Source organism: Bacteroidota bacterium (assembly GCA_040388375.1).
GTDB lineage: Bacteria > Bacteroidota > Bacteroidia > UKL13-3 > UKL13-3 > JAAFJM01.
On the sequence record JAZKBU010000022.1, the window covers coordinates 1 to 22830 of the forward strand.

General features: G+C 36.0%; 7 protein-coding genes. 6 read left to right on the forward strand and 1 reads right to left on the reverse strand.

The window, feature by feature from the left end; all coding sequences use genetic code 11:
• Window positions 1-85 precede the first annotated feature (85 nt).
• Window positions 86-1153, reverse strand: coding sequence for a tyrosine-type recombinase/integrase (locus tag V4538_17385; GenBank protein MES2382824.1), 1068 nt, complete (start codon window positions 1151-1153; stop codon window positions 86-88).
• A gap of 209 nt (window positions 1154-1362) precedes the next feature.
• On the opposite strand from V4538_17385, the gene V4538_17390 reads away from it, so the two are divergent.
• The 6 genes from V4538_17390 to V4538_17415 all read left to right on the forward strand — a co-directional run.
• Window positions 1363-3723, forward strand: coding sequence for a hypothetical protein (locus V4538_17390; GenBank protein ID MES2382825.1), 2361 nt, complete (start codon window positions 1363-1365; stop codon window positions 3721-3723).
• An 11-nt stretch (window positions 3724-3734) separates the two neighbouring features.
• The gene (locus tag V4538_17395; GenBank protein MES2382826.1) at window positions 3735-4829 is read left to right on the forward strand and encodes a hypothetical protein; all 1095 of its coding nucleotides are present in this window, start codon (window positions 3735-3737) and stop codon (window positions 4827-4829) included.
• A gap of 6 nt (window positions 4830-4835) precedes the next feature.
• Entirely contained in the window at window positions 4836-5435 is a 600-nt protein-coding gene (locus tag V4538_17400; protein MES2382827.1) for a hypothetical protein, read from the forward strand.
• Window positions 5436-5438: 3 nt separating this feature from the next.
• Window positions 5439-12323: a hypothetical protein gene (locus V4538_17405; protein ID MES2382828.1), complete on the forward strand. Its 6885-nt coding sequence runs from the start codon at window positions 5439-5441 to the stop codon at window positions 12321-12323.
• Window positions 12313-13083, forward strand: coding sequence for a hypothetical protein (locus tag V4538_17410; protein ID MES2382829.1), 771 nt, complete (start codon window positions 12313-12315; stop codon window positions 13081-13083). The genes V4538_17405 and V4538_17410 overlap by 11 nt, the downstream gene beginning before the upstream one ends.
• 22 nt (window positions 13084-13105) lie before the next feature.
• On the forward strand, window positions 13106-22830 hold a 9725-nt coding region (locus tag V4538_17415), incomplete at its 3' end, for a hypothetical protein (GenBank protein ID MES2382830.1).

The following is a 22830-nucleotide window of genomic DNA, read 5'->3' on the forward strand; positions in this document are numbered from 1 at the left end:
CCCTCTACTGATACCAAGGGATTCCAAGCATAATATTTAACATGAGTAGTCAAAAAGGGGCGTTTTTGTTGGGTGTAAACCTAAATTAAAATTTAGAATTACGCAACTTGTAAAAAACTTCATCGGTTTGTTTGTCTAAATATATTTGGCTTAACTCTACGTACCTATAAAACTCTTTACTGCCTTGGGTATGTCCCGATATTTTACGAACACTGTGTTCCGGCATACCTAACCTTAACATGGTTGTAATAGCTGTTCTACGCATAATATGTGAGCTTATTAAATCGCTCAAAAGCAATGTGCCTTCTTTTTTATTAATAAATACAGGCTCCCCTCGTTTATTCCTTATTTTATCAATGGGCTTATTCCAACCCATTTTTAAAGCAATTATTTTTAGGTTCTCGTTGAAATAATTAACCGATATAAAGGGAAAAACGGTCACTCTTTTTTCTTGCATAAATACCTCCATAATATCTTTGGCATAATCGGGTAATTTAATAGAAGTAAAGGTACTTGTTTTTTTGGAGCGCACTTGTATATACATGGCATTCATGGAGTATACAATGTCGGTTCTTTTAAGGGCCAATAAATCGGAAAAGCGTAAAGCAACGGTACAACCTACTATAAAAATATTTTTCACACGTATTTGTAAGGGTGTTAGTTCCCGGTCTATGTCATTGTTATCAATAAGCCATTGCAGTTGTTCGGGCTCCAATACCAAAATGGGTATTTCTTCCTTCATTACATAAAACTTTTTATGAAACAGGCCAATGGGCATGTTTTTTTCTAAAAGCAAATAGTTGAAAAAAACCTTGAGTACCTTAATTTGGTTCCCTACATAGTTATCATAACAATCTAAATCTTTATATAAGTAGTCGGTAAACTTTAAATAAAACTCTTTCCAGTATTTATCGGCTTTATTAATATCCTTTTTAGCGTTAAAGTTGAGCAAAGGAAACTCAATGAAGCATTGTTTTTTTAAACAATAACTCAGTAAATTTTTATAAAGTAGTTCGTAGGTATCAATAGTGCTTTGTTTAATTATAGCTCCGTTTTTTTGAAGCCTTTTTTTGCTTTGCGAGTCAATGATAAATTGCCTAAGTAGTTTAAAGAAGTTTGATTGTACAACCAATTCATGATGGGTTTTACTCATGACACAATAATGAAAATAAAAGTTGGAAACATATTTTATGCCGCGTTAAAAAGCGGGCAAATATATGTAGAAATAAATAGGACGTACTATGTTTTGTGGCATGTGGCAGCCTCCTAAACAGGTCTCTTTTTGCTTAATAAAACAATAATTCATACAGGGTTACGTTGGTATTTTATATTTATCAATTAATATTGCCCCAAAATTTAAGCGTGTTTAAACTGTTTGCCCAAGCCACTTTATTTGTTTTTTTACTATTGCTTTGTGGTCAAACAAATGCTCAAAATAAAGCAGACTCTTTAAGCGACTCCACGCTTAATCGGTTTTTATTAACATATACGCCTAAGGATACCGTCAATAACCGCACTTTTTTATTGAAATTCTATAAAGGCAATGAATTACTGGCTCAATTTAAATTGCTCAAAATAAACAATAGAAAAATTGTAATAGATACTTTTGTGTATGAGGAACCTTATACGCAGGATAGTTTATTAACGGGCAGTGGTATAAAAAGGGCCGACCTTGTTTATACCAGCAACTGGGAAACGGATACGCCTGTAGTAAAGTCAGTTTTAATAATGCCTCCGGCACCTCAAGTTAAGGTAACAAAGGCGGATACTTTTGATTTGTTAAAAGTATTGAAAGCCGAAAACAAAATTGGTATTACGTATACCAATGAGGTGGAGTATGGCAATAATTTTTATTATGGTTTAGCCAATACGGTAAACCCAAGGGTAACCAATAGCATAACGGCTGATGCCAAAATATTGGGTTTACCTATTACTATAGGTACTACTTACACCAATTTCAGAACGGATAATAGTTTAAACTTAAGCGATTTTAGGGTGAGTATGGATGTGCTCAGTTTTAAAAACGACCTGTACAATAAAAACTTAATTACCAGTAAACAATTGGAAAAAATGAATGCAGACCAATTAAACACCAAAGCGGAAATAAGTAATTTGGATAGCAATATTAATGGGCTGGAGAACAAATTGAACAATCCGTATAATTTAGAAAAGTATAAGGAAAACAAACACCTGCAGGAGCTAAGCAAAAAGGATACGAGCGTGGAGGGACGTATTAAATTAAGTCAACTTAAAAACCAAACGGCACAATATGAAACAGAACAAGCACAATTAGAAAAACTGAAGAAGCTGCGTAACTTAAAGAAGCGGGAATTGGGCAATATTGATAAAAGCCTGTTAAACGAAAAATCAAATTTACTGAGCAGTAAAAATATAAGAAAAAATATGCGTGGCAACAGTACGCTGGGTAAAGGATTTAGTCTATTGTATGCCATTAACAAATTAGATATCGGGCGTATTGCTCCCATTTATTCAGAGTTTACTTTAAACGGTTTAACTTATTTAGGGCTAAACACTCAGTTCAATATCAGCAATACGGAAATATCATTAACAGCAGGGCGTTTAAATAATTATGCCAGTTATTTGTACCATACCAGCGATAACCTAGGTGGGTATATATATGCAGGTAAAATAAGCCAAAAGCAGGTGAGTGGCAATACCTTTTTATCAGTATTATACTTAAACCCCAATACAAGCAATGCAGAACAAAGAGCCGATAACCGGTACTTGGTATTGGGCATTGGGGGTAAGGAAGAGCTAATAGAAAATGTTCATTTTTCGTGGGAGCTGGCTTATGCCGAATCAGACTCTAATAACCGTACTTATCAAAAAAGCAATCAATTGTTTCAACGGTTCGACCCCTATGCTTTGGCAGGCGGAGTAGGTTTAGCGGGCGACATTGATGCCAAAACCAAATTTGAAATTAACTCAAAATATGTGGGTTACGACTTTAAAAACCCGGCTAACTTTAATTTAAGAAACGATTTTTTGCGCAATAGCCTTAAAATTACCCGCTTATTCAACCAATCAAAAATACAGGTCAGCTATCAGTTAAAGTACGATGCCGATAATTTTACGGCACTTAAATCGTCTACCACCCATATTATCAATAACAATGTACTTTTTAGTTATAGAATGCATAAGCAGTTTAAAACCATTGTTAATGTAAACTATACGCAGGTGAGTAATTATTTTGAAGGTGCACAATTTGGTTTAAAGCAATATGTGTTTACCTCGCAAATGGCTAATATTACTTTAATACATACCTATAAAAACAAAACAGTACAAGGTTTAAATACCATGAATTTAAATTTTAATAGAATAAACAACGAAGCCGTTTACACAAGTTCAAACTTTCTGCACCAGGTATCGTATACCAACCTGCTTGATTTTTATAGAAAAGGCTTTAAAATAAATAGTGCAGCAGGGTATCAGGCTGCTCAAAGCGACTCAGTTGTTACCATGAATGCATCAGTGGAGGGAAGTAAATTATGGAAATCGTTTGAGTTTGGTTTGGGTGGTTTAGTAAAAATTAACAATAATTTATTGTCTTATAAATCAATAACTAGCAGAATAACTTATACCAAAAACAGGTTTCGTTTCATGATGGGATTTGAATATTATTGGTTAAACAATACCTTTGAAAGCCAAGGAAGTATTAATAATGGGTTAATACTCAGAACAAGCCTTACCATAAAAATTTAAGCCTTAGTATAATGAAAAAACTCTTTTCAATGTTACTCCTTTGCATGCTAATTGGAGTAAAAGTTAGTGTGTCCCAGATTAACATTCAGTTTTTCCCAGGCAAGGAATTTAACGTTACCAGCGATGATTTGATTAACTTCAGTATGCTATCACCCGTGGAAGAAAAAGTGGTTGATGTACATATTGTATGTAAAAGAAAAGAGAGTGGAGAGCAAGTATTTGAAGCCTCATTATCAGCCATTAAAATAAATGCACAACTATACATGGTTGCCGGCAATACAAGAGGCTTAAGTATAAAATACAGCAACAGTGCAGCTTTGTTTAACAATTCAAAAGTATTAAGCAGTGGTACTTACCAGATTTGTGTGGAGCTTATAGCAAGCAATTCCCTGGAAAGATTAATTACAGAGTGTGAAGATTATAAGAACTTACCTTTAAATCCACCAATGTTATTGTACCCCGAAGACAAAGGAGTAGTCAATACCTTACAACCCATTTTAAACTGGATTCCACCAACTCCTTTACTTAATCCCAAAAGTGTTAGTTACCAGTTAAAGTTGGTACAACTTCATGGAAACCAGAATCAATTTGAAGCCATTGCTTCCAACTCAGCCATTTTTGCCACCCTGGTGCAATCAAATACCAATTTATTATATCCTTACAATGCATTGCCTTTGGTTTACGATAAGCAGTATGCCTGGCAGGTAGAAGCCTTTGAAGGTAGTGTTTCATTAGGTAAAACAGAGGTTTGGCAATTCACCATACAAAGAGATTCGATAGAAGCATTGAAAGAAAAATACAGACTGTTGAGTTTTATTAAGCTATCAAATCAGGGTACAGATAGTAAGTATTACGAAACCAATGAAGATTTAAAAATAATTGTGGAGGGTATTGTAATAAAAGAAGCTACTATCCAAATTGTAAATGCTACCAACCAGGTTATTCAAAAAATAGAACCCGCTGACTTGTTTGATATTGGTAACGATAGATATGTAATTAACTTAAATAAGTATAAAGCCATTAAGGCAAATACAAATTACACTATTCAAGTTAGCCAAGGCGCTATAAAAAAGCTTACCCATTTTAACTACTCTCCCATTAAATAGCGCATTATGATAATGAACAAAAGCAAAAGTTTATTTGCTATCATTATCCTTTTGGTATTTACCCAATGTAAAGATGATTTGAACATAGCTGAATATGTTCAATTTTACAATAAAAAGGATAACGGGCTAACCCAAAGTGTGCAACAAGATAGCACCGTATATGCCATTAGCATTCGTAGCCGCGAGTATATGGCCCTGATGAATATTGGCCCTGATGCCATGCATTTGAGTAAGGAAGAGCTGAAAAAGCAAATTGAAGAAACGGAAGACTTCACTTACATATTTTTTAAAATACAAAACGATGGCCTGATTATTAAAAAGGACAGCGTAGAAAAAATAGACCAGATTAATTATTTCCAGTCAGGGGTATTAAATGATGTGTACCTTATTAACAAAGGCAATAAAATATATCCATGCCTAAGCACCTATATATCATCAAACAATATGGTAAATGAGCATACACTCATTTTAGCGTTTCCTGTTCCTTTCAGTGAAATAGAAAGCAAGCCCGAATTTATAGTGAATAAGAGCACTTATTTCACCAAAAATATTTCCATTCCATTACCAATAAAAAACAAAAATACATTACCCGAACTCTCGTTCTAATTTATGAAAAAGTATACCGAACCTAAAAAACGAACCAAATTAACCGCTTTATTTTTAGCCTTGTTAATGCTTGTTGAAACCATTATTCCAAATGTGTCGTTTGCGCTTTCAGGAGGGCCATCGCAACCGGAAGTAGAGGGTTTTACCCCAGCGGGAACAGCCGATATGGTTGATTTATTTACAGGTGATTTTAATTACAATATTCCTTTAATGGATGTGGATGGTTACCCTATTAATTTAGGCTACCAGTCAGGCGTAAGCATGGACCAGGAAGCCAGTTGGGTAGGTTTAGGCTGGAATTTAAACCCGGGTGCTATTAATAGGAGCATGCGCGGTTTACCTGACGATTTTAGCGGGGATGTGGTAGAAAGAAATATCCATATTAAACCAAGCTACACACTAGGACTTAGTGGTAGTGCAAAAGCAAAATTATTTGGATTCCAAATTTCAAAAAAGAATGATGCAAAGTATAAATACATGAATGCCTCAGTCGATTTAAATTTGGAGTTGTTTTATAATAATTACAAAGGATTAGGATTTGATTTTTCTCCTGATTGGGATATTACTTTATCAAAAGATAAACAAAAGGGATATCCGCCAAATCGTGCAGAACCGAAAGCAGACCAAGATTCAATGCAAACAGAAAATGCAGAAAATGCAGAAAATAGAGATGCAAAGGGCAGAAAAATATTTTCAGCCAAAGATGTGCTTAAAAAAACTTTTATACAAATGTGTAAAAGCCAATTAAGCCAAATTCCGGGTGTTAGCCTATTTCTTGATAAAAAAAATAAAACAAAGGTTTTTGCAAAAAATACAGCAATATCTACTTCTATGTTGGGTAGAGAGGCCCGTTTATTATCAAGTTACTTTCCCAATGGTAATGGTTATACGCCTCAGTTAGCCAATAGTATGCAAAACTATAACTTTAGCTTTGATATGTCTTTTGGTACTGCAGCCACTGCTATATTTGCTTCTCCAACAATAAAAGTATCGGTTAATTGGGAAGGTACCGATGGTGAAACTTTTAAAAAAGGAGCTTATGGAGCCTTTTATCAAAACAATAACAACAGTGTAGACGGAAACGTATTATTGGATTTTAACAGGGACCATGATGGTGCATATTCTAAAAACAAACCCCTTTTACCAATGCCTGTTAATATGTACGATATTTATTCTATTTCCGGCCAGGGCATAGGTGGTATGTTTAGAGTTATGCGCAATGGTATAACCGTTTTTCACGATGACAAAAGCACGTCTACATCCAATAGTGGTGGTATGTCTGTTGAATTTGGTGCCACATCAGATATACATACTAAATACAATTTTAGATATTCTTATAATAGCGAAGAAAATGGAAGGTGGCAGAATAGCTTTACAGATAAAGTAAACGATTATACCAATGTAAATGATAAACCTGAGTTTGAATTAAATTATTTTAAAATGGCAGGTGAAAAAAATACTGTTAATACCAATTTAGTTTACTATAAAAACTTAGGCATACCTTATAAGCCTAAAGTAGAAAGAGTTCATCCATTTAAAGTAGAAGCAAAAGGAGATTTAGTTGCCGATAATGTAAGCGATGAAAACTTAGGTACCGGTTATGGAAGTAATTTATATCCGGATAAAAGAACAATTAAAAACCAATATGTATCGGTATTAACTTACAATAACCAATCAGCTTTTCAACAACCCATTTTAGGCCCGGGTACACCTATGTTTTCACCCGCTTATGAAAATGCAAGTAGAGAGTTTACCAATTTAAGTACCTATTCATGGTTAGCTTCCGCTACCATTCCGCAAGGAACTACCGGCAATGTATATGCTGACGAAATTAGTAAACGCAAAGGTCATCACATTGGCGAAATTACGGTGCACCAAACCAATGGAACCCGTTATATATATGGTGCGGCAGCTTATAACAATGAGCAAACAGAATATACCGTAAATATTGGAAAAGTATATACCAGTACAGGCGATGTATCAGGTAATACAGAAGGGTTACCTGTGCTCAACCCCCAAACCAACGTGGTTGATATAAATGCCCAGATAACAGGCTATACCACCAACAAAAAAGGAAGTGATAGAGACGACAAATCAGACCAGTATTACAATAGTATAAAAACACCGGGTTATGCGCACTCCTATTTGCTAAGCGGTATTGTACAACCCGATTATGTAGACATGGCTCCGCGTGGTTTAGGGACGGAAGATTTGGGCAATTATACCAAATTTAATTATGTTAGAACGGCTTCAGCATACAAGTGGAGAACCCCTGCTGAAGAAGGTAAAGCTACTTTTATTGAAGGCCTAAAAAGTATGAGCCACGATAACAAAGCCAGTTTTGTAGAAGGCACCAAAGAATTATGGTATTTACAAACCATAGAAAGCAAAAACCATGTAGCCGTTTTTGTAATTGAGCCAAGAAATGATGCCCGGGCTATACTACCCGGTGATGGAGGTACAGGACCCACTTATAACGATATCAATAATTATTCATTCAGGCTAAAGCGCATTGTGCTTTATACACGCAGCGAGTACGAAAACCATATAGCTAATCCGTTAAAAGACGCCACACCCATTAAAACAGTTTGGTTTGATTACGATTATTCACTATGTCCTGGTATACATAATGCGTGGGATAAAACAGGCGATCCGGGAAAATTAACCCTTAAAAAAGTGTTTTTTACTTATGGCAATTCAACCAAAATAGTAAGTACCTATAAGTTTAACTATAGTGCTGTTAACCCATCATACAATCAGTCGAATACTGACAGGTGGGGTAACTACAAAGCTGATCCTTTATCAGGCGAACCCGACAATATTAATTTCCCATACGTAAAACAGGATAAAACCATTGCCGATGCAAACGCTTCAGCTTGGTTGTTAAGTGAAGTAAAATTACCTTCAGGAGGTATTATAAAAGTAAATTACGAGTCAGATGATTATGGTTATGTGCAAAACAAGCGTGCTGCACAAATGATGAAAATAGAGGCGGTCAATAATTCTACCAATGTCCCTACAGGGAACAAAAATGTTTTGTATGATAATGGTACGCTCTCTATAGCAAACAGCTCGTTTATATTTTTTAAAATACCTGCACAAGTATACTCTGGTTATAGTGATCCGGATGATATACATAAAGCAAAAGAAAACTACATGTACCAGTGTGTAGATAATTTACATGATATTTCTTTCAAGCTACTGATGGGTGTAATGGGTAATAATGATAAAGAATGGATATCGGGTTATGCCAGTTTAAAATCAAGTGGTTTAGCAAGCAATGATGACACTTACTTTTATGTAGAAGTAAAAAATGTTGATTTAGAAAGCAGGGTTAGCCCCAAAAATTTACACCCGTTTACCAAATCAGGTTTCAATTTTGCCAAAGCAAATTTACCTTTTGTGGTAAATCCTACTTCGTTTGGCGAAATGGAACAAGGTGGAGCTGATGCAGGTGAATTTGCAATGAAGCTATTAGGCATAGGCGATTTAATTACTACCTTATTCGGTGTAAATGATAAGTTATTGGAAAGAGGTTTCTGTAAATACATAACCCTGGGCGAATCATTTTGTCGCCTGAACGAGCCATACAAGAAAAAATTAGGCGGAGGGACAAGGGTAAAAAAAATAACCATCAGCGATGAATGGTATAGCATAACCAATAATACAGGGGCCAGTGAAGAGTTTGGGCAGGAATTTGACTATACCATGGAAGAAACTACCCAGGAAGCTACCCGATTAATCAGTTCAGGAGTAGCTGCTTATGAGCCCAGCTCAGGTAGTGATGAAAATCCGTTTAAATTACCCATTGGATACACCAAAGAAACGTTTCTTTCTCCTGATGAAGATGAAATGATTGAAGGACCTATTGGTGAGTCGTTTTTCCCAACGGCCAGTGTGGGTTATTCAAAAGTAACAGTAACCAATTTAGGCAGAACAAAAGGTAGCGGCTTATCGGAACAAAAAGTAACCAGCCATGGTATAGGTAAAACGGTAAGCTCTTTTTACACCGCCAAAGATTTTCCTACCATTGTAAGCCACACCGCTGTAACAGACGAGCGTGTTTGGACACCGGTAATTGACCTGTTTGTATACAAACAGTCGTTCGAAGAAAAATACATTAGTCAGGGATTCTCAATAGAGTGTAACGATATGCATGGCAAGCCTAAATCGGTTGAGGTGTATAAGCAATTAGCCCCAACCGAAAAAGTACCCGTACTGTTAACCGGTACTTATTATACTTATAAAACCAAAACCTCAAACCCTTACCAGTTAGACAATACAAACATTTCCGTAATTGATGATAGTGGAGTAGAAAGCAAACAAACCATAGGGGTTGAATCAGAAATGTATGCCGATAACAGAAAAAAGATGAATGATACCTATGGAGGTAATGTAGATTTGGCTTTTGAAGTTATTACCATTTCACTTGTACCTATTCCTGCAGCTTTTCCATTTATACCCATTACCCCAAAATATGAAGGAGCTACCGATAACTTTTATTCAACAACCTTAAACAGGGTAAGCACGGTGTATGGCATTATTGATGAAGTAAAAGTAATACAGGATGGCTCGGAAATTACCACGAAAAATATAGCCTTTGATGCATTAACTGGCGATGTATTGGTAACCAAAACTACCAACGAGTTTAAGAAAGATGTTTACAGCACTACCTACCCTGCACATTGGATGTACGATAATATGGGCTCAGGGTACAAAAATATAGGTATAGGATTTACAGGCGTAAACTTAAGCAGTGGAAACATAACCACTTCAGCCGTTACAACCCATTTATGCAAAGGCGATGAAGTATTAATAGACAATACGACCCTGGCCATTGTAGATAAAGAAGGAAGCAATTTTAAGCTGTACGAGGCTTTAACCGGTGCTGCCATTACCAGTAGTGGGTCTGTTAGTTTAAAAATAGTGCGTTCGGGCCGCAGAAACATGCAAAACATGCCTATTTTTACTGCTACCAGTTTAAAAAAACCATTCAGTATCAGTGGCAGTAACACCAAACTCGATTTACAAGCCAGTACACAAATTTTAGATGCCAAAGCCATTACTTACCAGATAGACCAAACCAAATACAAAAGTTTTACTGAAAGTGCGCAGAACGATTCTACCTATTTCTTTTTAGAACATATAGCTGCTTTAAATACTATACTAGCTGATGGCAGTGTTAAAATATACGATTTTAGTTTTCCATCAGGATATGGATTAACAGGAACTTTATCATATACTATTCCATCTAGTATTCTATCATCAACCGCTACAAATGATTATAAAAGTTCATTTATAAATAAATTAAGAAATAAGCTTGGTGGTACCCATAATGTTAATTTTTCATACTTAGAAACAAGTAGTAATAAAAAATTAGATATACGAACTATTGTAGGGGCCTCTTCAGTACCAGTGACAAATTTTTCTATTTCCTTACCTAGTGCCTATTCTTTAGCAAATAACACCAGCTTTCATCAGAATAATAAAATCCATAAAATTATTTTAGCCAATTATGCATTAGTGGGTAGTGATGTTTCCACATTTGCGATTAATGGAGCATGTAATGTTGAGTTCAAACATATTTCAACGGGTGATATAACCACTGTTTCTGAAGCAACCTATATAAGTTATCAAGAAGGATTTAGCCTTATCCCTTACACTGCAGCTACCTTGGTTAATAGTAATTTTTATTTAAATGCAGGTCAGGCTTTGGCACATAAATCGGTTATTATAAAACCACAAACCAATTTGTTGTATAAAGACCAACGCACTACCAATACCACCGCTGAAAAATTTGCCAATACCAAAGGCGTTTATGCCAACTACAGTGCGTTTTATAATTTAGATGCCAAAACTATGGCCGATTTTACGGCCAGCACTTCTAAATGGAAAATGGCCGAAACATCTACCTTGTTTGACCCATATACAGGAGCAGAAGCAGAAAGTAAAGATGCCTTGGATAGGTACCGTTCCGTATCGTATTTAAAAGACCAGTTTATGTACGACAATAAAACAAGCTATACCAACCAACAGGGTTATGGCATTAGCCATAAGCCCCAATTGTATATAGAAAATGGCAAACAAAGCGAAGCCACCGTTTTTAATTTTGAAACGGAGAACGAGTTAAAAGGAATGAGTTATAGCACCAACATATTCAGTAGTACAGATAAACACTATTTTGAAAAGATAAATTTTACTAATAACTCCGTTATAACCAATCAAACAGTGGGTGTTAACGCTATTGGTTACATTCCTAAACTGAACCATACAGGTAATAGTTCATTGGCTATTCCTAATGGCGAAAATATAGCCGCTAATTTTTACATAGCTAAAGAATACCCGAGTACACTTGACAATGCCCTTTTACCATTTTATCCACTGGTAAATAAAAAATATGTAATAAGTGGATGGGTACATAGCTCAAACAACTTTTTTGCTACCGATGCCATCAAAGGCGCCTGTAAAGTAGAAGTACTGGACCAAAGACGCAGCAATGTATTGCATACATTTACCTTCACACCAAGCGGCCCGGTTATAGGAGGCTGGCAACGTTTTTATGGTGAATTTACCCTTGAAAACGGCACCGTAGAGGGCACCGCTACCGATGCTTATGTGCTCCGTGTTACTTTACAAAACAATGCCACCGGTTCGGGCAACAATGTTTATTTTGATGATGTGCGTTTACACCCGTTTGATGCCAATATAAAAAATTATATATACGATGAACAACACCGTGTAAAAGCCATGTTAGATGAAAATAACTATGCTACTTTTTATATGTATAACAATAAGGGCGAATTGGTAACGGTACGAAGAGAAACCGAAAAAGGAATTATTACCATTCAGGAAAACCGTAAAAACAATTCAAATGTCAATGGCCAGTAAAAAATATAGGCAACGCATATGGGGCATATTGTTTATATGCCTGAGTGTATTAAGTGCTTATGCCAGCGACCGAGATTTGCTGATGAAGGACATCAATGCTTTTTACAAATTGGTGGCTACCCAAAAGGTAGACATGAATATACAGTATAAGTTATACGATAAAAAATTAGAAGGTGCCCCTATACAAGCATCCACCATTAAAATGAAATTGGATGGCAATAATCAGTATATTGATAATTCGCATTATACTTTTTATGGCAATAAAACCTTTCAATTAATATTATACAAACGCAACAAAAAGGCGGTTCTCTCAAAAAGCAATAAAGAGAACAAACTTACACAGCAGTTCAATAAAATACTGCCCGATAGTGTAATGATGGAGTATTTGAAAAATGTAAACTTAGTAAGCGATACTTTGGGCATTAGAACATACCAAATAACATTCAGCGAGAAAGCACCGTATAAGCAATGGACGTTGCTTTTTGATAGTAAAAACAATACCATTAAAAAGAGTAGTATTTATTACAAGGACGATGTAATAAAAGAATACGAAAAACGAGGATTGGTTGGCGAAAAGGATGCATCTATTATACCCATTATGGTAGTAGAGTATACCTTTCATGAATGGAATGTGGCGCCTGATTTTTTTGAAGCCAGCGATATTATAGCCAAAAAACAAAAACAATATGAACTGTCAAAAAAATATAGTCACTATAAATTGTTAGACCAGTTAAGCATCAATAAAACAAAAAGAAACTAATTAAAGCCCAGTGAAATTAACAATGAAAACAGCTGTAAATATAAAAAGCCAATTTTGTCTTCTATTAGTATTATTACTATTTGCCTATCAATCGTTTGCCAAGGTAGTAGTAAGCCCTAGTGAAATTTTGACTAGTTCAACTTTAGTAACTGGTGGGAAAGTGGCATGTTATGCCGATATTATGAATGCTTATGCAGGAACAATAGGTACATACAGCCCATTTTGGCCGGGGCCTGGGTCAAATGCTAGTGCCATTAACAATAAAATAAATGCTGTTGATATTTTAAAAAGCGTTGCCAATATTAAATTAAGGGTAAAAGACTTGGATAAATACCCCAATTTATGTTTCCCTGATAACTTTACCTATACCGTAAACATAAAGTATAAAAAACTAAGCACCACGGGTACCTACGATGCCACAGAACAGTCAGCACAACTGACGGTAAGCTATAGCAAAACAAAAGGGCAGCAATATAAAAGCCTGGATATTTTTAAAATAGATGATGCTGTATTTTTCTCTGCTTATATTGAATCCATTACCACCTCAAACAGCCTGCTAAGTATAAAAGATTTTGTAGAGTTATATGCCGAATTAGAATACGACTACTTAACCAAACCAACCTTGTTTAGCAATAGTGAAACAGTAAATGGAGGAATTGTATATGTTTCTTCGATAAGTAATTATCTTGATAATAAATTGGCTTATTTTACCCCTAAAGTTTCTGCCAGTTACGATACCGATAATGAGCATATATTAATAAAAGCGGCAGTTCGCAGCGATGATGAGATATCTGCTATTTCAGGTAATTCATACTTTACCGATTACTGGACATTACAAAAAGGTAATTTTACCAATTGGATAGATTCGGTAGAAATTCAATGGAATTTTAGTGAAGACCAATACTTTGAATATGCAAGTGCTCAATTTAAAGAAAAAGAAATCACATCAACTACTGTTACTTATATTCCACAATACAATCAATACGCTATTTCAGTGGTAGTACCCTATAGTGCTGCAGCTACTGCTGATTATATACTCAGCAATATATTTGAAAAGGGAGTACTCTCCATAAGAGCCAGGTTTTTAGGCAGAATAGCCGTACGTAATTCAGGTGGTAGTATTACCGAAGTAAGAATGATACAATGCCCTTGGTCCGACTTTTTTGGCGGAGCACAAGTGTACAATAGTGGTGGCACAGCTTCTCTGGGTCAGTCGCTAGCGCTTAAAATAGCTACTTATAGCCCTAAACTAAACTGGATTTTTAATTGTACTTACGCAGAAGATGGAAAGAAAAAAGAGGTTATCAATTATTTTGATGGTACGCTCAAATCGCGTCAGGTAATTACCACTTCCAATACCGATGATTTTGCGTTGGTGAAAGAAACCATATACGATTACCAAGGCAGGCCGGCTATAGAAGTACTGCCCGTACCTACTACGCCCAATAGTTTAAAATACGTACCTAATTTTAACCAATCAGTAAACGGAACAAGTGTTGCTTATAGTGCTACTGATTTTGATTTTAATACCAGCAACTGTGGAACTACTACCTTGGGTATGGCAACCACATCAGGTGCAGCCAAATATTATTCAAGCAATAACGCTTGGCTAACAGGGGCTGCTATTAACACAAAACACCAGTTTATACCAAGTAGTGGTAATAGTACCGATGGTTTTTATCCGTTTGTGCAAACTGTTTATACCCCCGATAATACAGGCAGGGTTAGCATGAGCACACAACCGGGTGTTGATTTTAGACTGGGCTCACCACAAAAAGAAACACGCTATTTTTATGGCAGACCGGAGCAGGAAGAGTTAGACCGTTTATTTGGTGCCGAAGTGGGTTTTGCCTCACATTACACCAAAGAAATGGTACGCGATGCCAACGGTCAGTTTAGCGTGAGCATTAAGGACCTGAGCGGTAAAGTAATAGTTACAGCCTTAACAGGCGATAATGGAGCGGGAACCAATGCGCTATCAAGTGCTACTCAAACACAGGACATTGATGTAGATTTATTAGAGCATAGCCAAACCAAAATTGAAGATGGCTATTTGCTTTCATCACCCATTTTAGTAGGCAAAAGCCAAACCTATAAGTTCCAGTATGCTTTAAGCCCGGCCACCTACAGTAAACTATGTAATGGAAGCGAGTTCTATTGTTTAGATTGTATTTATAATTTGGAAATAAGCATTACCGATGAGTGTGGTGCAGAGTATTTACAAGGTGAAGTAGGCACAACAGATTTTAAACCTATTACCAGAAAAATAGGTCCTAGTGTTATTAACGATGTATGTAATACATCTGGTACCATCTTTAATACCAATTCTGTAAAAGAAAACTTTTCACAAAAAATTGATGGTTACATAACCCTTACCCTACCTGCCGGAAAATATACGGTAAGCAGAAAAATTACGGTTGACCAGGATGCCAGAGAAACTTATTTGCGCGAAATAGTCCCTAATAAATTATGTAAAACCCTTGCAGAATTTGAGGCAGAAGAAGCAGCCAAAATAAATTTAGAACAGTGCAGACCTTGTGAGGCGTATAATATAGCCAAAAAACAAGGAGGAGATATAAGACAAACCTATATTACCAATGTATATGCCAGTCGTTTTGGAAATGCTTCTGATCCTGATAATATACGTAAAAACTTAATTGGCGAAGAGTATGATGTGGCCAAAGAACGTTGTGGTGTTAAAGTAAATCCTTGCGTTACTTACAGAGAAATTATGCTGAACGATGTATATCCTGATGGCTTATATGGTGATATGAGTTCAAGCACAGGTGGTAACTACTCGGTATTTAAAACCAATACCGATGCAAGCCTATGGTACCAAGGTATAGCCTATTTTGATGACATAGACAATGGCATTATAGTAGGCAGCGGAACCACCGTTACCAAGTTAAAAGATTTAAGCCTGGCCGATTTAAAAAAATACTGGAAGCGCGAATATGCAGAAGCATTGGTTCACCTGCACCCCGAATATTACCAATACGAAGCATGCAATATTTTAGCCGAAAGTAAAACCTATGATATGGAGTTTAGCAGCGTATCTGACTATACAGAAGCTAACAACTGGAAGTATATGGAAGATGTTGGCACCGGTACTAGTAACAATAAAGACCCATTAATAACAAGCCTTAACACACAATTAAGTACAATAGCCAGCAATTTTCAAACGCAAATTAATACCACAGCTGCCGGAACTTTAGGAATTACAATACCTGGCTTAAGTGGTTCTGTTAGCTTAAAGCAATTGGCTGCATATTTAACTTTTTGTAAAAGCACCAATAGTTCTTCTACTTCTTCATGTATTAGCAGCGCACTAAGTAATATAAGCACCTGTGATTACCGCGCTAAAAACTTATTCTGGACTACCTACAAAGCCTTATACCAGGCTATAAAAGTAAAATTATACAACGATTTTGCTTATACACTAAGAAACACAACAACCTACCCAAATCTTGATGTCAACAATATACGCTTTTCAGCACCCGCACCTAGTATAGCCAATGTAGGTATTGCTAAAAACAAAAACCTTGCTAAAATTGATGAGCAATGTAAACAAGCCTGTACCAATATGGCTGATGGGTGGATTAATAAACTGGGTGCTTGCAGCTTCAGCAGTGATCCTACTACACGTGCTGCGGAAATAACTACTTTAAAAAATGCTTTGATTGCTGTTTGCCAAAATGGTTGTGATGAAAAAAATCCTTTGGGGGCATCTACCGTTAAACCAAGTTCAACAAATACGGATAAGTCGTTTGAAGATGTTTTTATAAGATTAGGTTACGAATATAAAACGGATTGTAATCCGGGATTGATTAAATTTCCTAAACCTTATGATGCCAATGGTAATATGACCGATTTAAAAAATAATCCGATTAGTGTTAATCTTCAATCCGATTTATGTGCGACAGGATTAAATCCGTGTATACTTTTTGGCAATTGTAATCAAACCACTGTTTCAACTGTGGAAGGTGGAACTAACTGCAATTTAATAAGTACTTCAAACAATACTGATATAAAAAACTTAATCTCTGCGTTTGATACAATGACTTGTGAGAGTGGCAACTGTTTTAATTGTGCCAGGTTTAGAGAGTTAAATCAAGAGTACTACAACAAGTCATCCGCTTACCAAGCAAATAACACCCTAACCGCTTTTATTAACAGCAAAATTGGTTTCAACTTAGCCGAAACCGACTATTTTAATTTTATGGCTAAATGTTTGGGCTACACATCAATCCCCGATAATGATATGGAAGCACTCCAAACAGAATACAATCAAGCTTATTTAATTTACAAAGCCACTACTACCTCTTATACATTTGCTGTTAATAGCCAGTATAACAATATTTGGAAATTAGATAACGAAGTAGTAAAACCCACACAATACAAATATTTTATTCCTAAAGTTAACAATACCTATCTAACCGTAGTATCAGAAAACAATGAATCTATTATAACTGCCGGTATAGGAGATATTAATTATTTTTTGCATAAAGAAATAAAAATTAAAAATGTAATTGATACTTTTTTAAATACACGTATCAATAATATTTCCAACTATTTTATCAGTCAAGGTATTTGTTATAACATACAATTTATGGTGAGTCAGATATTAAACAAATCCATCAATGATTTAGTGGCGTCTGACTATATATATTCTATTGACAATAATTTTTATTCGAACACAAATTATCATAACTATTTTACCACCGCTAATGGTGGTTACTTAACCAGGCAGCAATATGAAGATCAATTATGCCAATGCAATTTAATATCAACAGATAATTGTAAGAGCGCTTGCTATAATTTAAGGAACAACGTATCGCAATATTTAGGTAAAGATATTGGGTTATTAACCACTGCCGACTACAACAGTGTTTATAATAACCCAGGAAAATACCATTTAAGAGAAAGTTTATGTAACTGTGGCCTTGTTGACCCAGGTTATTGTAACACCAATCCCGGTGGAGGGGAGGGTACAATAACCCATTATTGTGAACTGTTTGAAGCAGACCTCAACTCAACTTATCCTAATAAAGGGTATATAAATGTACTAGCAAATGTTAGTACCGAAAACGATGCCTCTTTAATTACTTTTTATAATTTGGTCCAAACCAAATCATATAAAACATATTTTATACAATTAGAAATTGTTTCCGATAATAGTATTAATGCAGAAAACATTAGATTGTGGCTTAAAGATATTTTATGCAGTTGCGATATCAACAATAAATTTTGTGCCGAAGAGCAGGTGAAATGCCAAACCACTGCTTCAGTAAATAATTTTTGTTCATTGCCAAATGCTAAAGTTTTAGCCTTACAGGCGCTATTGCAAGAAATTGTTAAAGGCACAACCAGCAGTTGTTATCTTAGCCCGCCAATAGGTTATACCTATACAAATAACAGACTGGCAGGTAGTAATAAATGTTACCCCCTTTCTGCAACAAATTTATTGGCAATATTTAGTCCTGGCTTATCAAGTTCATCAAATTTAAGTTTGGCTGAAATAAAATATTATCCTACATTATATAGTGTTGGAAACATAAGAGAATTAAATGCTGAAATTACCCTCAAAGATGGCGTTGCACCTGGCCCCAGCAGTAGTTATTTCGTTGACCTAAAGAAAAGATTTAAATTGAGTATGGTTGTTGACGACTCTAGAATTGGTTTTCAAAACATAGTAAGCATATCTGATTTAGTTCCTGTTTATACTTTCAATAACAGTACTTCATTTAATTCCACCAATTGGTTTGTGTTTAAAGCTTCTGTTTTATTGAGTATAGGTGGCAAAAATTATTCAAAAGAGGTGCTTGTTAATGGTTATTTTGAAGATGGTTTAACTCGTCAGGTTGACTGCAATGTAAAATGTATTAAACTTTGTAAAAAACCCGATACCTCGCCAGACCCTTGCGAAGTAAGTTTACAAAACTCAGCCAAAGCATCAGCATGGTACAACTATAACAATTACAAGAAAGCCATTATTGAGGAAGAAAGAGCCAACTACAACAAAAAATGTTTAGATGCACTAAAAACAAACGAAACCTTTGTTAAAAAATATACTGATAACCAATACCATTATACACTTTATTACTATGATGTAGCAGGTAATTTAGTGCGAACTGTACCTCCGCAAGGAGTAAACCCGCTTAACCCTACCAATACCAAAGCCATTCATACCGAACGTAAGAAAGAATATGCTAATTACTACCATGTAGAAAACCCTGACCCCGGTTATACACCTGTTACTATAGCTACTACTGTAGATGTTACACACACGTTTACTACTAATTACAAGTACAATACGCTTGATCAGTTAATCTGGCAAACCACTCCTGATGCAGGTATCAGTCAGTTTGGGTACGATAAAGTGGGCCGTTTAATATTGTCGCAAAACGCCAAGCAATATGCCAAAACACCACAATCGCATTCATATACCAATTACGATGCATTAGGCAGAATAGTAGAAGTAGGTGAATTGGTAAACAATACATTAGATGGTGTTTATGCAAGTGCCAGCACACTGGAATCGCCTGGTTTTGTGCAAAGTGATATTGTGGGCCAAAGTAATAAAAAGGAAATAACCCGTACCTATTACGATAATGACCCTGATGCCTCAGGTGCAGTAAACTTACGCAGCAGAGTAGCAAAAGTGGCTTTCTTTAATACTTATCCAACCAGCTCAAGTATTAAACCATCGCATGCTGTTTCGTATACCTACGATATACAAGGCAACGTAAAACAAATAAAACGCTATATACAAAGTTTAGAAATTGTAAACCAAAGTACTAAAACAGTTGATTACGATTTTGATGTAATCAGTGGTAAAGTAGAAAACGTATATTACCAAAACGGTAAAGTAGACCAATATATACACCACTATAAATACGATGCGGAAAACAGACTGGTAAGCTCATACAGTGCTCCTCGCCAGGAGTTGATTGATGCTACAAACAACGCAGGTTTTGATAATATTGGATTAGATGCTGCTTACCAATATTATTACCACGGGCCATTAGCCAGAACCGAGTTAGGCGAGTTAAAAGTACAAGGTGTAGATTATGCTTATACCTTACAAGGTTGGTTAAAAGGCGTAAACAGCAGCAGCCTGAAAGCCATTGACGATATGGGTAAAGATGCCTACATGGCCGAAACTACCAATGTAAACAAAACAGTACCTAAGGATGAAATGGGCTTTATACTCAATTACCACGATAAGGATTATACCCAAATACAACAAAACTCATCAGCCCTCGCCTATATCAATAAATTTAATGGCGATATAATAAGCACCAATGCAGGCTTTGGTACTTTTGCCAAACAACTATACAATGGCAATATAAGCAGCATGGTTACCGCTATAGGCGAGTTAATGAGTGGTACTGCCGGTAATGCTTTAGTAAGCGCTTACCAATATGACCAGTTAAACCGTATAGCCGAAGCCAAGTATTTTTACAAGGATGCCACCAATGCATTGGTAAGTACCACCAACTGGAATAACCAATTTACCTACGATGCCAATGGCAATATAGTAACCCAGTTCAGAAACGGGGCAGGTACCACTGTAGCCATGGATAATTTAACCTATAACTACTATGCCAATACAAACCGCCTTAAGTCGGTAAAAGATTTAACCGCCAGTGGTAACTATCCAGATGATATAGATAATCAGGAAAATACTACTGATTTGCAAAATACCATCAACTACAGCTACGATGCCATTGGTAATTTAGTAAAAGATCAAGCAGAAGAAATTGATGCAATAGAGTGGAATATATACGGTAAAATCAAGAAAATTACCCGCCAGTCAGGTAGTACCAAACCAAACCTGGAGTTTGAATATACCCCTGACGGGCATAGGGCAGTAAAAATTGTAATACCTGCCAATACAGCAGCACCCCGCATATATACTTACTACATGCGCGATGCACAAGGCAATATTTTAGCTACTTACGAGCGCGAGTTCAACAAAACAGTTGATTTTGAGCAGTTAACTTATAGCAGTGTAAACAGCAAGTTGGTCACCAAATCAGGTAACACCAGTTTTGCAGGCTTTATTGCAGGCCAACACCAAACAGTAAGTACACTTAAAACAGCGTTAGAAAACAATATTATAGGGAATAGTACTAAACTAAATAGTTTTTTAACCAATTCTGACATGCAGTCAATTTTAAATGCAAATACAAGTTCAGCCAATGCTGTTATCGATAATTATGATAATTGGGTATTTCTGCAAGCCATTTCAAACTTTACCTCAAAAGATCCATTGGTGTATTTAAGAAACCAAATGTATGTCAGAAATCAGGCAAACAATTCGTTTCAGGATTTACCAACTACTATAATAAATAATCCAATTACACGAAGAGCATTCTTCCTTAAGTTTATGGACTATTATAACGATGATTATGTAAACACCATGGATGAATTGGGTATACCCCTTTCAGACCAGGAAAGTGAATTAGAATCCATTCAGTTAAGGGTTGATAATGATGGGCCTACATCTATTGTAGATGCTTTGAATAATAATTTTGAGTACCAATTTATTGAAAATGGGTATAGAGTTTATGACCTTATAAATGAGCTGTTAATAAACGAGCCTACTTTTAGGGTGGCACTGCTAAATAATATACCAGAGTTTAAACGCTTGTTTTATTTAGGCGCTGCTGGTTCATTTACCTTTAGTGGCGACCAATTAAATTTAGGTATTGTAGTTTCCGCTTTAAGTAGCTTTGATTATACTTTATTAAATACAACTACCCGACAAAATTTTATTGGAGGAGAAAATGCCATGGTAGCATGGTTTAAAAATAATATGGCGTATCAGTTTGTTTACCAGTCGGTATTTATAGATGCAGCTCCGGTTACAACATTTCAGGCTGCTAACCCAACCCTGTACAACAGTTCAGGGACAGGTAATGGTATAAAACAGTATTTCAATGCCATTCGCACTTATTATGGTCAAAGTATTACCGACCAATTACTAAATGAGTATTTGCCAACCAGCAACCTATATGTAGACAAATTAAAAGTAAACGAGTGGCATATGTATGGCAGTAGTCGCTTAGGTATATACAAGGCCAATATTACCGTAGTAAGCAAAGCGGTGCATATAACAGGCACTGTAAACGAGGGTAATGTAAATGTAACAGAATACAGCACCTTAGATGAAGAACCTGTTTTAGATAATATACATATAGCCCAAACCCGTGGCGCTAAAAACTATGAGCTAAGCAACCATTTAGGCAATGTTTTAGTAGTAGTTTCCGATAAAAAGAAATATAATTGTGGTGGGCAAAGTTTAATTGAAGCCAATTTCGATGCTGGCAGCTATAATAATATATATCCCGTTTCCAATGTATCAGGTATGAGTTTGTCAGGTAATAAGCTAAATGTAACCTGTACTGCCACTAACGCGCAGGTAGGTAGTTTATTTGATGTAGAAGGAGCTGCGGGCAAAACATACCAAGTAGATTTTGATGTAACCAAAAGCAGCAGTACCAGTCAGGTATGGTTCCAGGCTGCAGCTAATTATAATACAGCCGGAGGTGGAGTAACCCAGTACACAGGCTTTGCCACCAGTAACGGGCATTATACCTTTACCTTTACAGCCCCGCAAGGTATGTATCGCTATAAATTCGGAGCTGACAATAGCGGCAGCGGCAGTTTTACTATTGATAACTTAGTAGTAAAATCAGTTGAAGATGGGGCTTACGAGGCCGAAGTATTGAACGCACAAGA